The sequence below is a fragment of the Chryseobacterium sp. HMWF035 genome (assembly GCF_003094695.1).
Classification (GTDB): Bacteria; Bacteroidota; Bacteroidia; order Flavobacteriales; family Weeksellaceae; genus Chryseobacterium; species Chryseobacterium gambrini.
Genome location: NZ_QEHP01000123.1, coordinates 109,312 through 129,059 on the forward strand (window position 1 = coordinate 109,312; position 19,748 = coordinate 129,059).

The following is a 19,748-nucleotide window of genomic DNA, read 5'->3' on the forward strand; positions in this document are numbered from 1 at the left end:
CTTTTCAATAAAATTTTAATAACCAATTTACCATGAGCAATCAATTACCTCCAATTCCGAAAGGATTCGGACTTCCCTTCTATTACGCAACACTTTATAATTTCGAAGTTGCCTTTCTTGTAGATCGCGAAAAAGTTTTAAAATACCTTGAAAACACAGGGCTTACCGCTTCGAATTTTGACGGAAAAGCTATCGTGAGTTTTAATTTTCAAAACTATACAGGACAATTTCCTAACGGAGCAAGCACAACTCAGGAAATAGAATTGAATATTGTCTGCTATCCTGAATCTCAAAAAGATACCGTTGCTTTTGTTACCGCAGAAGAATATCTTAGAGGGGAAGAACAAACGAAATTAATGGGACATAAACGCGTTCATGTTCCCTGCGATGCAGATATGGCGATACAGGCCGGAATAGAACTGTTCGGAGAGCCGAAATTCAAAACAACCTTTACCATTAATATTCCTTCCCTTAACGTTCCGGGACAAAATACATGGACAGTAACCTGCAACGATCCTGAAAACAGTAAAGAAACCATTTTCACCTGTAAAGCAGATGTCGCAGATCTTATTCCTGAAATGTCAGCTTTTTCGCCCATCACAGAATACGGACAGAATGAAGGAAAACTGATTGGCTGCCGTTGGAATATTCTGCAGCCTACCAATTTATATTTCTTAAATGCCGAAGAAAGCAGCAAACGTGTAAGCATGGAATACGGAAACTCCGAACATCCGATGAAAAAAGATATGGAAATCCTTATCGGAAAAGCTCCCGCTTTTGCAGTAAGAACAAGCATGTCTGCTCCGGCAGCCATTCAGACAAGAGCATATTATATTTAATGAAAACAAAAAACTTTAACCATAAAAACCCATCATTATGAATTTAGAAAGTAAAGTAAGAGGCTTAACTTTGGGAGCACAGGTTCTTCCGTTACACAAAGTCGCATCATCAGATTTGGGAGCTTTGGCTCCTCTTGTCGGTGTCTGGGAAAACATTCAGATTCCGGGAAGTGAGGCTCCTTCGGGCTGGAACACCATTTCCGTACCGGGACAGGACACGGGTTTTGTTTTCGAGGTCATCCCATATACAGAAACCTTAACCTTTAATCCGGTTGTGGTACAGGCAGGAAACAGAGGTCCTGTTGTAAAAGGACAGCAGGTTGAGCAGTTAATTTTCGGATTATTGTACGAACAGCAGATCGTAAGTGCGTGCGAAACAAGCTTCTGTAACGACAGAGGCTTTCCGAAAGGTTCAACCATACACGTAGAAACAGGTTTGTTTTTAAACATTGGGCAACCGAACGGAGGTTATACGATTGCAAGAATGTCGACAATTCCTCACGGAAATTCTTTATTGGCTCTGGGAAGTTCTTTCGATACAGAAAACCCGGGAACAAGTTTTTTTGATCCCGCTTCATCCATTCCTACGATGCTGAACGGAGGACCAATTACTCAACTGGGATATTCGGATCCCATCATCGGAAATCCTCAGTTTGCGGAATTTAATCAGGTAAATCCAAACGCTTTTCTTCAGTCTACTCTGGAAAGTCTGGTAGGCTCTACAGGAGGAGTCAACAACATGACGGTAATCGAGATGTCCACAAGCACTCCGGACGCGAATGGCGGAATTTTAAACATCCCTTTCATCCAGACGAATGTAAATGCGACCAAAATGGATGCTACCTTCTGGATTGAAGATATTACGGACAGTAATGGAAATGCAGATCAGATTCTTCAGTATTCCCAGACCATCAATCTTGTATTTCCGGCGACAGGTTCTGCACAGCCTATTAACTGGCCTCACGTAACGGTTAATACGATGAGAAAAAGACCGGAAACAGAGATGCAGTTCAGAAGCATGGACGAGAATGAAGCATTTGATCCTACAGCAGGACTTACCCCAAGCGAAATTTAAATTTTGTCATTTCATAAAAAAACCTCCGGAGAAATCTGGAGGTTTTATTTTACGGTGAAACAGCTTAAGAATTAAATGGTTAATCCATGTGTATTTTTTACCTGAGCCATCACAAAAGTACTGTGCGTACTTCCGATGGACGGAACGGCTCCGAGAATATTAAAAACAAAGTTCTGGTATTGTTTCATATCTTTTACATAGACTTTTAGCAGAAAATCAAAATCTCCGGAAATACTGTAACATTCTGCCACTTCTTCGATTTCCATAATTTCTCTTTCAAATTCTACCGCCAGATAAATGTCGTTGCTTTTTAATTTTAACTGGCAGTATACGGTAAATCCTAAATTAAGCTTTTCAGCATCCAGAATGGCGGCATATTTCTTTACATATCCTTCCTGTTCCAATCGTTTTACCCGTTCAAAAACAGGAGAAGGAGAAAGGTTAACTTCTTTTGCCAGTTCTTTCACGGTTAATTTTGCATCACTTTGGAGTAATCTGAGTAACTGTAAGTCTTTACTATCGAGATGTTCCATAGAATATTATTCTTTTAGAGGTTATTATTTCTCCAAATATAAAGAATTATATTCTACACAATTGCAATTTTAAAGTTTATTTTACTTAATTATACGATTTTGATTGTTATTTTATTCTTAATATCTATTTTTACTCAAACCAAACACCAAGAATGAAGATACTGTTACAAAATATAATGACAACGACATACAAGTAAAAGGGAATATTTTATAGCGAGATCACTCTGATTAGGGAGTGGTCTCGTTTTGTAACCCTCGCTTTTTACTCTTTCAATCAATAAATATACATTTATCTGCTAATATTATAAAAAATATTTCAATTAAAAATATACGTTTTTAGTTAAAATAATCTTAGGGACTACAGTTGTACAAATCGTGCAACTGTTTTTTATTTCGCTAATTCTAATAAAATTTCCGACTTATAAAGCTTCTCAGTAGAGCTTTAAGGGAATTATCAAAATCATTAAGATACTTCACATACACTGAACGTTCGGCATTAAAAAGAATATTATTCTATGAATAATTAAATTTCATTAACATGAAAGAAATTTTCACTTTTTATAATTAAAAATTAAGATTAATTTACTTATTTATCACAAAATCACCACAAACACATCTATTGTCCATAAATTTATAAGAAAAATATAATATATATTTCTTTTTTATATTTTAAATATTCCATTTCCTGTTTAGAATTAAAAAAATGATATCCGGGAACTGTACACAAAATGAAAGTAAAGTTATCTCTGTAATTATTATTCACAGATTATATAAACTTTTAGCGCATGAAAAAAAGCTACTCATTTTTGTTATTTACTATTTTATCTTCATTTTCCAATCTCCTTTTTTCACAGACCTATCAGCTTACAGGAAATCCTGTTAATACCACCGGATGGACAATGGTAGCGCCTACTTCTGTGAATACAGATTTTATCCAGTTAACTCCGGATACCAATAACCAGTCAGGTTCCATCCGTCTGAATCAGCCCATTAACCTGAAATACTGCGATAAATGGAGGATAGAATTCGATTTCAGAATGGATTCTAACCAGACCGCAAATGGAGATGGCATTGCTTTCTGGTATCTTGCCAATCCTCCGGTAGCAAGTGTACTGGGTTCCGGTCTTGGCGTTTCTCAGAATGCAGTAGGATTTGTGGTAGGATTTGATACCTATAACAATACCACCACTGCCGTAATGAGCAAAGTTCACGTCGGTTACGGACAGATCGTCAACACAACAGATACCAACAATGTTGAATTTTTTAATGTTCCGGGAAGCTCTTTTCATTCTCCGGATATGAATACCACCCTTCCGTTTCAGGGAACGTCTTACAAACACGTAGAAGTGACCGCACAGGTAGATCCGGCAGCTCCGGCAAACTGGATTGTGAAAATTACCATCAACGGAAACCTCATCTGTAATCAGTCTTTTGCTCCTTCCGGAACTGCTGCTGCAATGACGGTCGGATATTTTGGTTTTTCGGCTTCCACAGGAGGAAACAGATCCAGACATTCCATTAAAAATGTAAAGGTTTATGTAGACAAAATCCCTTTATTACAGGGAGCCATTACAAAAAATATATGTCCGGATGTTACCGGAATGGCAACCGTGGATTTAACTTCTTTAAATTCTCAGCTTACTACCAATCCGAATAACTATACTTTTGCCTATTATACAGGTGGCTCTCCTATCACCAATCCTACCAATTTTCAATACAGTGCAGATACCAATGTATCGGTGGTAATTAAAGATCCTTCACAGGTTCTTTGCGATAACAACGATGCTACGATTGCTTTAAAAGTTGCTCCTACCGTTACCACCAACGATGCATCTTTAAGAACCTGTTTTCTGGAAAACAATCCGGCAACAGGGTTATTCAATTTAACAACTGCTTCAGTCATCAACACATCAGGTGTTATTAAAAATTACTATCCGTCTTTAACCGACGCTGAAAATCAGACCAATGAAATTTCAGATCCTGTAAATTATATTGCGCCAAACGGAGTTGTATTCATCAGAGTAAGCAATTCTTTCGGCTGTTATGACATCGCAAAGGTGACTCTTGAAGTCATTCCGCCTGTATTTTCCAATGTTCTGGAAGATAAAATTATTTGTATGGAAGATAAAACAAACTTGGATGCAGGTCCCGGATTCACAGGCTATTTATGGAGTACAGGAGCAACCACCCAGTCCATCAGTAATGTGGGCGTAGGAACATATTGGGTAAAACTTAAAACAGGACAGTGCGTGGCATTGCAGGAAGTAAAAGTATATGCATCGGAACAGCCCGTGATTTCCAGTATTGATATTAATAATAATGAAGTTACGGTTCATGCAATCGGCGGTACGGTTCCTTATCAGTATTCATTGGACGGGGTCAAATGGCAGGATTCTAACGAGTTTAAAAATATACCGAGAGGCGACATTAAAATTTTTGTAAAAGATGCTTATGACTGCGATCCTGTTACCGTAAGTGTATTGGTTCCTAATCTGATTAATGTTATTACACCTAACGGAGACGGAATAAATGATTTTATTGATTATTCTGCACTCGCCGGAAAACAAAATCTTGTTTTCAATATTTTCGACAGATACGGTGCGCAGATTCATAAAGTCGACAAATCCAATAAATACAAATGGGACGGAACCGCAAACGGAAGAAAAATATCTACCGGAAACTACTGGTACTCCGTATCATGGAATGAAAATGACAAGAAAAACACTCGTGTTAAATATTCGGGCTGGATTCTTGTAAAAAACCGTGACTAAATAATTTAAAACAAACATTACCTTATAATTTTTTTAGCATGAATTTAAAATTACTTTCAAGAGCAATGTATGCGGGTGCTGTCTTGGCAGCTTCTACGGCAGCAGCTCAAAATTTCCAGCCAATGCTCATTTCATCCGGACTTAATTCCGATGTTATTGCAAACGGAGTCGGATCTTCCGCAGTAACTACCTCCACCGATGTAGACGGCGTTTCATTCGCTTTTGTATCGAGAGATTTTCAACTGACTTCTTCCGGTACTCCCCTTACTTACGGTTTACCGAATGACGGCATCGTAAACAGTGTGGTTTCCACAACTCCGGGATTATCTTATAAATTAGCCAGTTACAGTGCAAACAATTCCCTGAAGCTGGCTAACCAGAATGACTCCGGCACAATAACTTTCTCAACGCCGATGGCAGCATTTAAATTATATATGCTTGCAACCAGCGGAAGCGGTGCTTCTACTGTTACGGTAACCGTTAATTTTACAGATAATACTTCACAAACCTTTACAGGAGTTGCGGTTTCAGACTGGTATAACGGAACAGGATTTGCAATACAGGGATTCGGAAGAATCAACAGAACAAACGACACTTTGGAATCAGGGAGCGGAACCAATCCGAGATTATACCAAACATTGCTGACGTTAGATGCTGCCAATCAGACAAAGCCCATCCAAAGCATTACAATTACCAAAACATCAACCGCACAGGGTTATACCAATATTTTTGCATTTTCAGCAGATGCTTATTCCACTTGTGCACCTCCTACATTGAATGCGGTAGGAACTCTTACGGCAAATTCCGCAGCGGTTTCATGGACACCTGCAACGGGAACGACGGCTACCACGTATGATATTTATTACAGCACAACCAATACACCTCCGGCTGCGGCAGCAACGCCTAATCTTCCGGGAGTTTCGGGAACCTCAACTACAATTCCGGGTTTAAATCCTAATACCACCTATTATTATTGGGTAAGAGCAAACTGCAGCGGTGCAACAAGTCAGAGCGCGTGGTCTTTTTCAGGTACATTCAAGACTTTATGCGGAGCCATGACTTCTATGTTTGAGGATTTTGAATCTTATGCCACAGGAAACATTGTACCGGATTGCTGGGCAAGAATTATTGACACCAACGGAACCCAGACCATTACAACCACAACGCCGGCTTCAGGTGTAAGAAACATTTATCAGTACAGTACAACAACGCAAAATCCAACAACGGTTGTTCTGCCTCAGTTCAGCAATATTAATGCAGGAACACATTGGTTAAGATTAAAAGCAAGAGTAAGTACAGCGACAGGAACGCTGAATGTAGGATACGTTACGGATCCGGCAAACAGCTCAACATTTGTATTGTTACAGGCTTTAAGCATCAGCAACACCACCTACGGTTCAACAAGCGAATATTCAGTGATCGTTCCTTCTTCTGTTCCTTCCAATGCAAGACTGGCGATCAGAAATACAGCAGACGGAAAATCTTACTATTACGATGATGTCTACTGGGAACCTCTTCCGTCATGTTTTGCTCCTTCTGCATTAACTTCGTCTAATGTTTTGGCAAACAGCGCAGGAATTTCATGGACGGCTCCGGCTTCGGCTCCGGCGGGCGGATATGAATATTATTACTCTACAAACAGCACTGCACCAACGGCAGCAACCTCTGCATCTGGAACCAGTATAGCTACTTCAACAACCATCAACGGGCTTGCTCCGGCTACAACTTACAACATCTGGATAAGATCTGCATGCAGCAGCTCAAATAAAAGCACCTGGTGGGGACCTATCTCTGTTACAACGGCATGTGCCACATTATCTGCGCCATTTACACAGACTTTTGACAATGCAACCGTACCGAACTGCTGGACGAATACCAATCCGGGAAGTACCACAGCGAATCTTTTATGGAAATTTTCAGGAAGTGCCGATTATGGAGCCAATCTTGCCAATAACGGAAGAGCAGCAGGAACTTACGCATGGGTAGATGCAAGTTCTCCGTACAGCGGAGCGGGAGCCAATACAGTACAACTGGTTACTCCTTCTATAAATTTAGCAGGATTAACGTCTCCTTATATTTCATTTGAATGGTTTAAAAATCATTCTACCTCTACAAGTACTACAGTGAGTCCTTCAACCTATGATAACAACAAACTTACAGTAGAAGTAAACAGCGGAAGCGGATGGGTTTCTCTATGGAGCGATACCTCCAATTCCAACCAATGGAGACCTGTAGGAATTCCTTTGCCTTCATCTTACATCGGGACAACCATTCAGGTGAGATTTACGGTAGATAAAAATGTAAATGGCAACGGTTATTTTTATGACGATGTATTGCTGGACAATGTTGAGGTAAAACAGAACCCTGTTTTGGCTACAGGCGAAGTTTCAGCGGCTAAAAATACAGTTAAAGTATATCCGAATCCTTTCAAAGATACCGTAAGCATTTCAGATATTGAAAAAGTAAAATCCGTGAGCATCAGCGATGTTTCGGGAAGAATTATTAAAACTGTTGAAAATCCTTCAAAAGAAATTAATGTAAGCACATTAAATTCAGGATTATACTTGTTGATTATCCGAATGAAAGACGGTTCTCAATATACCGTAAAAGCAATAAAAAATTAGGCAACTATACGCTACCTTACACAAACCTAAAAATAAGTTGTTTAAACTCATTTTAAATTTAACCGCAAAAGAGACAAAAGACTTTATAGGATTTATTTAAATTATTTCAAAAGTCTGCAAAGAGAAAAAATCTTTGATTTTTTTAACTTATGTGCTCTTTTTTCCATTTAAGTATTAAAAGCTTAACAACTAAAGTATTAAAATCTTATGCATCTTTTGCGGTAAAAAAGTTTAGACAAGTTTAATATAAATACCAACGATGACAGTTGGTATTTATATTAATTTAAAATTTTACAAAATGAAAAATCAAAACAGAACTATTTTTAAAGAGAAGTTCGATAAAGATGTTGAACAAATTATAAATATTTTAAAAGGAAGAGGATTTAAAACTTCAGAGATCCTACTTGAGGTTCAGAAGTCTCATCATCGGTTAACAATTTATGAAAGTCTTCAATTTTCATTTCAACGGATATTGTAGAACCATCTGTAAGTTTTACAGTAATATAGTTTGTTCTGCCACGAGATTCTTCGTGTACTGATGAAACACTGGCTGTATTAATGATAGCTTTTCCATTAAAGCCATCAAGCTCGATAAATTTAGTCATAATTTTATGTTTTTTTAGTTATCAAATATACAAATAAACCATTTACATTTTGTATATCTAGAGAAATATTTATCGACCAAAAGGAAGCGTTAGTTTTAAATATGTTCATATAAAGTAACTTATAATTACCAAAAATTAATTATTAATATTTACTTTCGCAGAGGTATGTAAAAATGCATCTGCTTCCAGAACCTTCGGAATTTCCAGAGGTTTTATTTTGGTAATTCAGGCAGATCTAAATTTTCCGTTTTGGAGGATAACGTTCTTAAAAATGCTTCCAACTGTGAAATTTCTTCATCCGATAGTTCAAGAATTCTTACCATACCCGATTTTTGAGAATGCAAAGTAATTCCTTCATAAATGGTAGATCTTTTCTGGGAATATTCGGGATTTCCTTTGCTGTAAAATTCAATCACTTCTTTTAAACTTGTCATAGAACCGTTGTGCAAATAAGGTGCAGTTTTGGAAACCTCTCTTAAGCCCGGAACCCTGAATTTTCCTGCATCATCCGCAACTTTTGTCACTGCATACCTTCCAAGATCCTCTCCTTTTTCGCCCAGTAAAGAAGTTCCCACATTTTCAAACCTGTTATTCGAAAAATATCCCGAATTGTGGCAGTTGATACACTGCGCTTTTGTTCTGAAAAGATGAAGCCCCATTAATTCGTCATTAGTATAGACTTCCGATTTTCCGTCGATAAACGCATCAAACTTACTTGGAGAACTTTTTACCGTTCTTTCAAACGTGGCAATGGCTTTGGAAATGCGGTCTTTGGTAACAGTTTTATCGCCAAAAGCTTTTTCAAATAAAATCTCATAGCCTTTTATTTTTGCAATTTTTCCTGCCGCAATATCAATATGTTCACTCATTTCTCTCTGATCCTGAATCGGCATCTGCGACTGTTCTTCCAGAGATTTTGCTCTTCCGTCCCAAAATAGAGATCTTGCAAAGGCGGCATTCAGAATGGTCATTGCATTTCGGGTTCCGAGCTGTCTGTCGTGCCCGAAAGAAACCGTTCTGCTGTCTCCCCATCCCAATTCCGGATCATGACAGGAAGCACACGCAATCTGATTGGATTTTGAAAGTCTGGGATCAAAAAAAAGCGTTTTTCCCAAGAGTTCTTTTTCGGAAGAATAGGGATTATCTTTCGGAAACTCCACCTCCGGTAAATGTCCGATTTCCACAAAAGTCGGGGCAGATTCGGGATCAAGAACAGGTTTTGGCCATTGCGAAGAATCGCCTGAAGAATACAGTTTTCTCAGGCTATCCAAGAACGTATTTTTCTGATTGATTTCTTTTTGAACCTTACTGTTTAAGCAGTTGTTTAAAAGCGAAACCACAAGAAATAAGATCAAAATCCAACTTAAACTATTCTTCACGATTATCCGGAGTTTTAGCAAAAATAGGATATTTAATTGTTTTTTAGAATACTTTAAATTCATCTACAAAACAAACTTGTTTACCTTAATAGAAATAATCATAGCAACGACGAAAAATATTCATTAAATACAGTATTGTCTTAAGGTACAAAGATTTTATCTTAAGCATCAATTCTTATTGAAAATCTTTGATTTTCTTGCGCCTTAAAGATTGAGACTAATAAAAATCCTGCGCGTTTGCGTTTTCCAATAAGACTATTTTTATTTTAAAAAGTTTAAACAAACTCAACATTTAAAATTTTTACTTTAAACAACTTAAAAGTCTAAACCATTTTATTTAAATTTCAAAAAAATCATGTTTTCTTAAAAATTTTAAGCCAATAAAAATCTTTAAAATCCGTTTTTCATATGAAGTTTTCCCGAACGTTGCCAAAGTTCAGATTAAAGCATTAATTTTATACTCTCTTCACATACAGGAGATGTAATAATTTATATTTAACGAATTATTCAAATAATAAACAAACTTACATGCAGACATTATCATTTAAAATTGCCACTACCGCAGCAGCAATTTGTTTCAGTACGGCAGTTTTTGCCCAGCAGAAATATTCTGTGAGCGGTACTGTGAAAGATAAGAAAAACGGAGAGCTTCTGATTGGCGTTACGGTGAAAGTTGCTGAAGATCCTGCGATTGCTGTGGTAGCCAATGATTATGGTTTCTACTCGCTTTCTCTTCCCAAAGGAAATTATACTTTGATGATCTCTAATCCCGGTTTTAAAGATTTTACGAAAAGTATTACCGTAGAAGATAATATCAAACAGGATCTGGAACTGAGTTCCGGAGAAAACGAAGCGGAAGAAAGAACCGGAAAAATAGATGAGGTGGTAATTTCAGGGGTAAAAAAAGATAAAAATCTTACTTCTGCACAGATGGGAACCGAAACCTTAAGCATTAAAAATATTGAAAAACTTCCCGTTTTGTTTGGAGAAAAAGATGTTCTGAAAACCATACAGCTTCTTCCCGGAATCAAAAGCAACGGCGAAGGAAACAGCGGGTTTAGTGTAAGAGGCGGTGCAACGGATCAGAATCTGATCTTACTGGATGAAGCAGCCGTTTATAATGCATCCCATTTGCTCGGCTTTTTCAGTACGTTCAACAGCGATGCGCTGAAAGATGCAAGCATCATCAAAGGAAACAGTCCTGCCCAATACGGAGGAAGACTTTCTTCGGTTCTGGATGTGAAAATGAAGGACGGAAACAACAAAGAATACAATGTAAACGGAGGATTGGGATTAATCAGCAGCCGACTGAGCGTGGAAGGTCCTATTCAGAAGGAAAGATCTTCTTTCATTGTTTCGGGAAGAAGAACGTATGCCGATGTTTTTCTAAAAGCAACAGACGATTTCAAAGACAGCAAATTATATTTTTATGATCTTAACTTAAAAGCCAACTATCAGATCAATGAAAACAACCGTTTGTATTTATCCGGCTATTTTGGGCGTGATGTTTTGGGATTAGGCGATACTTTTTCAAGCGACTGGGGAAATACGACGGCTACCCTGCGATGGAACAGCATCATCAGCAGCAAATTATTCTCCAATACTTCATTAATTTACAGCAACTACAATTATAACGTAAGCTTAAGCAGCAATAACAATACCTTCGGACTGAGTTCCAAGATTGAGGACTGGAACCTGAAACAGGATTTTTCATGGTTTGCGGGAAATAAACATTCGGTAAAGTTTGGGTTGCAGTCTATTTATCATACCATTACGCCAAGCAGCGCTTCCGGAACGAGTGTGAGCAGTTATCCGAGAAACCCGAGATATTCCTGGGAAAATGCTTTCTATATTAATGATGATTATAAAGCTACCGAAAAACTGACGATCAACTACGGAGCCAGACTTTCCCTGTTCAGCGTTTTGGGAGGAGATGTGTTTAACACCTATGAAAACGGAGTTCTTACAGATTCTGAATTTGTTGAAAAAGGAAAATTCGGGAAAACATACGTTAATGTAGAACCTAGAATTACGGCAAACTATAGGATTAACGAAGTAAGCAGCATTAAAGGAGGCTATTCCAGAAATACTCAGAATTTACACCTTTTAAGCAACAGCGGAAGCGGAAATCCTACGGATCAGTGGATTGGAAGCAGCTTTACGGTAAAGCCTGAAATTGCAGATCAGGTAAGTTTGGGCTACAGCCGAAATTTCAGCAACAACAATTATGAAATCAATACCGAAATCTATTATAAGTCTCTTCAGAACCAGATCGATTATAAAAACGGAGCCCAGATTACTTTTGATACAGCAGCAGATGTGGAAAGCGAACTGCTGTTTGGAAAAGGAAGAGCCTACGGATTTGAAATCATCGCCAAAAAGAAAAGCGGAAGATTAACCGGATGGATTTCCTATACCTTATCCAAAACGGAGAGAAAAATCGACGGAATTAATAATAATGAATGGTACAACGCGAGACAAGACAAAACGCACGATCTTTCAGTTGTTGCCACTTATCAGCTGAATCCGAAATGGACTTTTTCGGGACTTTTTGTATACAGCACCGGAAATGCAGTTACGTTCCCGACCGGAAAGTATGAACTGAACGGACAGACGGTTTTCCAGTACAGCAGTAGAAATGCAGACAGAATGCCTGCTTACCACAGACTGGATTTTAATGCAACATACGAACCTGTAAACAACAAACGCTTTAAAGGATCATGGTCTTTCGGAATTTATAATATTTACGGCAGAGAAAATGCTTACACCATCACTTTTGAAGACAATCCGGATAAGCCGGGAACAACGCGCGCAATGCAGACTGCCCTGTTCAGATGGATTCCAAACATTACGTATAATTTCAAATTTTAATGCATGAAAAATATATTTTTAATCATACTGTCTTTATTTTTATTCACTTCCTGCGAAAAAGAAATAGATCTTGATCTCGAAGATCAGAGCGGACAGATTGTTATTGAGGGAAACATCACCGATCAGGCGGGACCTTATTTTGTGAAGATTACAAAATCCGTAGCCTTTACACAGGCGAACCAATATCCCGCAGTAACGAATGCGCAGGTGGTTTTGAGTGACAATACCGGACAGACGGAAACGCTTCAGTATGCCGGAAACGGAAATTACAAAACGTCCACCTTTGTGGGACAGCCCGGAAGACTTTATACGTTAACCATTAACGCAGAAGGAAAACAGTACACCGCGCAAAGTACAATGCCACAAGCTGTTTCTTTCGACGGTCTGGAGCAGGATTCTTTCCTTGTGGCAGGACAGACGAGCTATACGCTTCTGCCGCTTTTCACAGATCCGGCAACTCTAGGAAACCGTTATCTGTTTGTGTATACCGTAAACAGCAATCCGAAAAAATTCTTCTCCGAATTTTCAGATAATGTGAACAACGGATTACCGAACCAAAGACCTCTTCTGCTTCCCAACGACGACAGCAATGCGAATGATATTAAAGTAGTTGCAGGAGATGTGATCCATGTAGAAATGCAGTGTATTGATGATAAAGTGTATACCTATTATTCTGCCCTTCTACAGCTTTCAGGAAGCGGTCCCGGCGGAGGAATTACTCCCGCCAATCCTCCAAGCAACATCAGCAACGGAGCTTTGGGCTATTTTTCAGCACATACTGTAAGAATAAGAACCGCTGTTATTCAGTAAAAAATTAAATAAAAGCTATCTGTACTTTCCGGATAGCTTTTTTTGGCTTCTGTAAACAACTGACCTTTCAGTTCTTAAAAATTTATTATAGAATTAATACGATGTGATGTAACAAATATTCTCTTTTCGGTGTCTTATGTAAGAAACATAGTTTTTTTACATGAAAAATATTTTGATACCGATTGCCTTTTTAGCAGGCATATTTACATTTGCACAGGCTGAAAAGGATACTCTAAAATCTAAGGAGAAGGCTATTGAAGGAGTTACCGTAACGGTAAGAAAACCAACCATTGAATCCAAAGTAGACAGAACCGTTTTTAATGTTTCCAACAGCTCTATTCTCGCAGGAAACACGACTTGGGACGTCTTGAGAATGACTCCGCTGGTAAGTATTGATAACAATGATGCCATAAAAGCTGAAGGAGAAACCGTAACCGTTTACATCAACGACAGGAAGTCTGTTTTTACAGGAAAGGAACTGAAAGAATACCTGAAAACGATTCCTGCAGACAATCTGATGAAAATTGAGGTGATTACAAGTCCGTCTTCCCGCTATGAAGCAACAGGATCTGTCATCAATATTGTATTGAAAAAGCGTGATGATGAAGGAATTAAAGGGAGCGTTACCTTAAACAACAGGCAGAACACCAAAAACTCTCAGTATACCAACCTGAATTTAAATTATCACCGTAAAAGCTTTACACAGACCTTCATCGGAAGCTACAGCGACAATACCAACGTACAGAGCAATTCCAGTCTTTATAAAGTGGATGCTGAAAATTCTGAAACTTACAGAAATTCTAAAACCATAGGAAGATACAAAAGTCCTTCCCTTTCCTCCACTTCAGAATTTGAACTGAACAATAAAAATACAGTAGGTGTAATTCTTGAATATTACCAAAGCAACTCTTCTTCCAATACCGATGCAGACGGATTGAGAAATGTTAACGGACTCTTCGAAAATTCTTATCTTCAGAACCAAAATTCTACGGGACTTAACAGAAACTTCGGCTCCAATATTTTTTATAAATGGTATGATAAGGAAAAGAATAAAATCCTTGACATTAATTTAGGTTCCAATTATTACGGACAGTCGAGCGACGATTATTTTGTAAAAAATATGGTGTACAAATCCAAACCGGATGAAAAACAGGAAATAGGAGTTCTTACGGATACCGAAAACAGAAATTATTACCTGAAAGTAGATTACACGCAGCCTATCGGAAAAGAAGGCGGAAATTTTGAAGTCGGCGGAAAGATCGATTTCAATAATAATGTGATCCCAAACAGCTTATACGGCAATATGCTTACGGGGCTCAGTTCCGGAGATATTTTCCACTATGAGGACAACATCAGTTCCCTGTACGCCAACTACAGCAAAACATTCTTTAAAAAACTGGAAACCAGAATCGGACTCCGTTATGAATACATCGACTATAAAATACGTCAGGATAATGCAGGAACTTCGAGAAGAGATTCTTACGGAAAACTGCTGCCCAATATTTTATTGAAATATTCTTTTTCAGACAATTATGATTTAAGCTTAACGTATAATAAAAATATATGGCGACCGTGGTATGCGGAATTCAATCCGTTCATGATCCCGAACAGCGACGGATTCTACAGCCGTGGAAGCATCGATCTGGAACCCAACCCAAGCGACAGGGTTTATATGAAGTTAGGCATTCATAAAAAATACTTTATCTCTGCGAGATATATGTTTACCGATCAGGATTACTGGACCAATTATGTAACGGGAACGATTAATGATATCAACGGAAATCCTCAAAACATCACCATTACGCAGCCCTCCAACTTTTTCGGGAAAGTGCATAAGTATTACGTTTTTGCCAATACGAACCAGACTTTCTTCAAAAATAAATTTACGGTGAATCTTGGTCTAGGATGGTATTATATTGACAACAGCGATTTTAACAGGAAAAACGGTTTGGAAAATGCCAATAACTACATCAGCTATCTGAGTGCTTCCACCAACCTTACCTATACGAATCTGTTTAATAAAAATATCAATCTGAGCGCATGGGTAGAAGTGTCTAACCAGAATAACGGAAATTCCACGACGAACAAAGCAAACGTCTTTCATAATATTTCTGCCACGAAGATATTCCCGAAAACCCAGATGGAAGTCAGCCTTCAGCTCATGAATATTTTCCAGAGACCGAATTATGATGCCACCACTTTTGTGCAGGGAGGAACTTTCCGAAATGCTTCAAAATGGGACTGGTACGGAGCATCTATTTCATTTGTAAAACGTTTCGGAAACCAGAAAGTAAAAGAAAATACCAAAACCGATGTTGAGAAAAACGGCGGCGGCGGAAAATAATTTTAATGTTAAATTTTAGTACGGACGATGGATTAATTTTCATTGTCCGTTTTTTTTATTGAGTTTATTTCAACTTTTTTTAAATAAAATATTCTTTTTGGAAAACGCAAAGACGCAGGATTTTTATTCGTCTCAAATCTTTAAGGCGCAAGAAAATCGAAGATTTTCAATAAGAATTGATGCTTAATTTTATCGCAGATAAAATCTTTGTACCTTAAGCCAAGACCATATTTAATGAATATTTTACGTCATTGCGATGGTTGCTATTAAACTTCTAATTTACTCTAATTTTCACGTTCCCAACGTCAAATTGTATGTTCTGAACCTATCGGGATACGTTTTGTATGGTTTCGGATACGTTCTGTACTCTTTCGAAGACGTTAAATAATGGTTTGGATACGTTATTCAAACTGTCCGTTGAGGTTTTTGATGCGTCCGTTGAGGTCTTGAAGATCTCGTGATACGTCATGTAAATCTCGCGACACGTTTTACATCGATACGAAGAGGTGAAAGACCATTCCGGAATAATAAAACACATCTCCGAACCTGTCCGGAACCTATACAGATAATTGAATAACGTATCGGGATCGATGGATAACCTCATTGGAATATTAAAAGACGTGTTCATTGAGGTTTAATAGATGTTGAGCAGAGATTGTTATGGTGTCTTTTTTAAACGCTAAGCTCGCTGAGGTTGCTTTGAAATTTATGAGAATATTTTTCGAGCGCAACGGCGTGAAACTCAGCTAATGATAATCATGGTTTATAAATTCCTAAAATTTTTCTTTCACTTTAAGCTTTGGCTAAAGCCATTATGTTTCGCAAAACTATTTAAATGGGCTAAAGCCCATTCCTACTGATAATTTGTATTGTTCTTGAATTGAACTCACGTTAATTTTAGTCATCATATTTAAAAAGTTTTGAAAAAGACAAGTCTGTTAAAGTCTTTTATATTATCATTTTTTTCGATTTAAGTATTAAACTTAAAGTTAAAATCTTTTGCTTCTTTTGCGGTAAAAAAGTTTAGACAAGTTTTATAATAAAAAAGCCGGAAAAAGATGAAATATCTTTTTCCGGCGTTGATTCTTAAAAAATCTTTTGAAATTATTGTTTACGGATACGGTAGAGTTTGCCTCCGTCCGTTACTGCATATAAATTGCTATCTGTTCCCTGTGTAATATCTCTGAAACGCTGGTTTTCGGATGAAAGAAGCCTTTCTTCGCCTATTACTTTGTTGTTTTCCAGAACCAGTCTCGCGATGTGCATTCCGCTTAGGGAAGCTACGAAAAGATTATTCTGCCACTCCGGAATGGTGTTTCCTTTATAAAAAGTGATTCCGCTTGGCGAAATAACAGGATCCCAATAGTAAACCGGCTGTTCCATTCCTGCCTGCTGCTGAATTCCGGCGCCGATGGTGGCTCCGCTGTATTCAATTCCGTAAGTGATGGTAGGCCAGCCATAATTTTTGCCGCCTAAAACCCTATTGATCTCATCCCCTCCTCTCGGTCCGTGCTCACTCTGCCATAATTCTCCCGTTACAGGATGGATGGCAATTCCCTGCGGATTTCTGTGTCCGATGCTGTATAATTCCGGCAATGCCCCCGATTGTGAAAACGAAGGATTCCCGGGTGCGGGCAGACCACTGGTTGTAATTCTCAGGATTTTGCCTAAAGCTGCCGTTGCAGACTGTGCAAGAGGTCTTGTAGAAAGATCTGAACGTTCACCTGTACTTACCAATAAATTGCCTGTATTATCAAAAACAATTCTTCCTCCGTAATGAAGATTTCCGACATTGGCAGAAGGATTTGCCCTGTAAATTACGGTCGGATTTTCTATTGTTGTCTCTGAATTGGAGAGTCTTCCTTTTGCTACAGAAGTTATATTTCCGCCTGAAACATTTTCAGAGAATACCCAGTAAACCATTCTGTTGGAAGTAAACTGCGGATCTACACAAAGTCCAAGCAATCCTCCCTGTCCTTCTGAATTTACGGAAGGAAGCCCGGTAATGGCATTGCTTAAGGTTCCGGTACTGCTTACGATTCTCATGGTTCCCGCTTTTTCGGTGATAAGCAGTCTGCCATCCGGCAAAGCTGTAATTCCCCAAGGGGAAGCCAGAACTGAAGTTACCACTTCACTTACATACGGCGTGGAAGTTTTTGCACCATTCGCTCTCGTCTGTCCTGCAAAAGCCGGCTGATAATTCGTATTGGCAGCATTGGATTCTACCGGAGGAAGCGAGGGACCGTTATTTCCTCCATTTTCATCGATGGTATCCGAACAGCTTGCCATTACCAGCGAAGCAGCAACCAGTACATGATAGGTTCTTATTTTCATATTTCAAAATATTGGTGTTTCTGTGTGAGTTTTGTTTTGTGCAACAAATTACTTGCCGTAAATCCCGAATTGGTGGCAATTTATCAATACGATTCAATCGGTTGCACTGTTTCAGGGGATTTCTTACATTTTAATTAATGATTAAGAAAATTTTAAGTTTAAAAAATAAAGTATGGCATGAATATTATTGCATTATAGTAAACACGTTGAAGATGGAAAACCTGTTAGCCAATAAAGATTTAATAAACAAGTATTTAAAATTAGTCATTAAACAGCAATTCAATACAGAAATTGATTTGAGAGGAGAATATACATTTACCGAAAATCTGGTTTCTAAAAAACCGATTATTGCCACTACTTTCTCGGAAAAAATTCTTTCGCAGCCCGATATAAAAATGGTTTTGACATCTGTAATCACAGAAATAAATATCGGAGTCTGTACAACAGAACAGATGCAGAAAGCAGTTGAAATTTATCCTGAAACCGATTCGAGGGAAATGCAGGAAATTGTTTAAATAAAACTCCCTGTACAGCTTTGTACAGGGAGTTTTATTTTTTGAGAGAATTACTTTAAATTTTTCGAATATTACTGCAGATACTGTGCAACTTTATCTTCTAAATCTTCAAGATTGAAAGGTTTGGCAACATAATCATCCGCCTGAGCTTCCTGCGCAAGAGCTACAATGTCGTTATTTGCCGTTACATAAATCACGGGAATGCTTTTAAATTCCTGATGATTTTTCAGAAGCCTTGTTGCTTCCACTCCACCAATTTTGGGAATCCAGTTGTCCATAAGGATGACATCCGGCTGAAACTGTTCTACTTTCTCCAAAATATCATGTGAAGTTTCCGAAATTTCGACCTGATAACCATTTTCTTCAAAAATGATGGTGATGACTTCCAAAATAGTTTTATCATCATCAAAAATCAAAATTTTCTTCTTGCTCATATCTATTTAACTTTAGTTAGGGGTTATATTTTTATAACTGATTGATGTACTCTGCCAGATTATCGGGCTTTATAATCAGATCAAAATTAATTTCTTCCACAGCGTGTTTCGGCATATAATCTACTTCTGCGGTTTCGGGATCCTGAATCCAGACTTTTCCGTTGTTTTTTTTGATGTATGCCAAACCTTCCACACCATCTGCATTGGCTCCGGAAAGCAGCACACCGATCATCCGGTCGCCGTAAATCTCCGCCGCAGATTTAAAGGTTACATCTATGGAAGGACGGGAATAGTTCATCTTTTCCGAGCTGTCCAGAGACATGATGTTTTTATTTTCAAATAATAAATGGTAATCTGCCGGAGCAATATAGATTGTATTATTCTGAATTTCTGTTTTATCTTCGATATCAATAACCGGCATAGGCGAAAACTGCTGCAGCAAAGTCTGCAGGATATTGTTGGAATGTGCTTTTCTGTGAACCACCAGCAGAATGGCAAAATCCAGCTTTTCGTTTATTTTTTTAATCATTTCCAGAATGACCTGCAAACTTCCTGCGGATCCTCCGATAACGATCAGGTCGATATTTGTATTATTCGTTCTCATGATAAAACAG

The 19,748-nt window shown here is 38.1% G+C and carries 15 protein-coding genes; 8 read left to right on the plus strand and 7 right to left on the minus strand.

Features of this window, described 5'->3' with window-relative positions:
• Positions 1-32: 32 nt before the first annotated feature.
• Positions 33-839, plus strand: a complete 807-nt coding sequence (locus DD829_RS18865) for a hypothetical protein (protein ID WP_108410501.1) — start codon at positions 33-35, stop codon at positions 837-839.
• A 37-nt stretch (positions 840-876) separates the two neighbouring features.
• Entirely contained in the window at positions 877-1,914 is a 1,038-nt protein-coding gene (locus tag DD829_RS18870) for a heme-binding protein (protein ID WP_108410500.1), read from the plus strand.
• Positions 1,915-1,985: 71 nt separating this feature from the next.
• Here the strand turns inward: DD829_RS18870 and DD829_RS18875 are convergent, their stop codons facing one another.
• Positions 1,986-2,447 carry an Lrp/AsnC family transcriptional regulator gene (locus tag DD829_RS18875; protein WP_108410499.1) on the minus strand — a complete coding sequence of 154 codons (462 nt, stop codon included), beginning with the start codon at positions 2,445-2,447 and terminating at the stop codon, positions 1,986-1,988.
• 785 nt (positions 2,448-3,232) lie between these two features.
• Between DD829_RS18875 and DD829_RS18880 the strand changes: the two genes are divergently transcribed.
• Both DD829_RS18880 and DD829_RS18885 read left to right on the plus strand, forming a co-directional pair.
• The gene (locus DD829_RS18880) at positions 3,233-5,218 is read left to right on the plus strand and encodes a lectin-like domain-containing protein (RefSeq protein ID WP_108411669.1); all 1,986 of its coding nucleotides are present in this window, start codon (positions 3,233-3,235) and stop codon (positions 5,216-5,218) included.
• 38 nt (positions 5,219-5,256) lie between these two features.
• Entirely contained in the window at positions 5,257-7,842 is a 2,586-nt protein-coding gene (locus DD829_RS18885; RefSeq protein ID WP_116548049.1) for a fibronectin type III domain-containing protein, read from the plus strand.
• A 383-nt stretch (positions 7,843-8,225) separates the two neighbouring features.
• Here the strand turns inward: DD829_RS18885 and DD829_RS18890 are convergent, their stop codons facing one another.
• Positions 8,226-8,447, minus strand: a complete 222-nt coding sequence (locus DD829_RS18890) for a hypothetical protein (protein WP_116548050.1) — start codon at positions 8,445-8,447, stop codon at positions 8,226-8,228.
• A gap of 212 nt (positions 8,448-8,659) precedes the next feature.
• A complete protein-coding gene (locus tag DD829_RS18895; RefSeq protein WP_228408245.1) occupies positions 8,660-9,826 on the minus strand; it encodes a cytochrome-c peroxidase in 1,167 nt (388 codons plus the stop codon).
• Between the two features lie 528 nt (positions 9,827-10,354).
• Here DD829_RS18895 and DD829_RS18900 point away from each other — a divergent pair.
• From DD829_RS18900 to DD829_RS18910, 3 genes are all read left to right on the plus strand, one after another.
• The gene (locus tag DD829_RS18900) at positions 10,355-12,697 is read left to right on the plus strand and encodes a TonB-dependent receptor (protein WP_108410553.1); all 2,343 of its coding nucleotides are present in this window, start codon (positions 10,355-10,357) and stop codon (positions 12,695-12,697) included.
• 3 nt (positions 12,698-12,700) lie between these two features.
• Positions 12,701-13,507, plus strand: coding sequence for a DUF4249 domain-containing protein (locus DD829_RS18905; protein ID WP_108410554.1), 807 nt, complete (start codon positions 12,701-12,703; stop codon positions 13,505-13,507).
• A gap of 160 nt (positions 13,508-13,667) precedes the next feature.
• Positions 13,668-15,851 carry an outer membrane beta-barrel protein gene (locus tag DD829_RS18910; protein ID WP_108410555.1) on the plus strand — a complete coding sequence of 728 codons (2,184 nt, stop codon included), beginning with the start codon at positions 13,668-13,670 and terminating at the stop codon, positions 15,849-15,851.
• Between the two features lie 325 nt (positions 15,852-16,176).
• Here the strand turns inward: DD829_RS18910 and DD829_RS23395 are convergent, their stop codons facing one another.
• Entirely contained in the window at positions 16,177-16,479 is a 303-nt protein-coding gene (locus DD829_RS23395; RefSeq protein WP_123906932.1) for a hypothetical protein, read from the minus strand.
• Between the two features lie 476 nt (positions 16,480-16,955).
• Entirely contained in the window at positions 16,956-18,185 is a 1,230-nt protein-coding gene (locus DD829_RS18915) for a PQQ-dependent sugar dehydrogenase (RefSeq protein WP_116548051.1), read from the minus strand.
• A gap of 212 nt (positions 18,186-18,397) precedes the next feature.
• On the opposite strand from DD829_RS18915, the gene DD829_RS18920 reads away from it, so the two are divergent.
• Entirely contained in the window at positions 18,398-18,700 is a 303-nt protein-coding gene (locus tag DD829_RS18920; RefSeq protein ID WP_123906934.1) for a hypothetical protein, read from the plus strand.
• Between the two features lie 71 nt (positions 18,701-18,771).
• Here DD829_RS18920 and DD829_RS18925 read toward each other — a convergent pair whose 3' ends face one another.
• Positions 18,772-19,134, minus strand: coding sequence for a response regulator (locus tag DD829_RS18925; protein WP_108409457.1), 363 nt, complete (start codon positions 19,132-19,134; stop codon positions 18,772-18,774).
• 31 nt (positions 19,135-19,165) lie between these two features.
• Positions 19,166-19,738, minus strand: a complete 573-nt coding sequence (locus tag DD829_RS18930) for a chemotaxis protein CheB (RefSeq protein ID WP_108409458.1) — start codon at positions 19,736-19,738, stop codon at positions 19,166-19,168.
• Positions 19,739-19,748 lie beyond the last annotated feature (10 nt).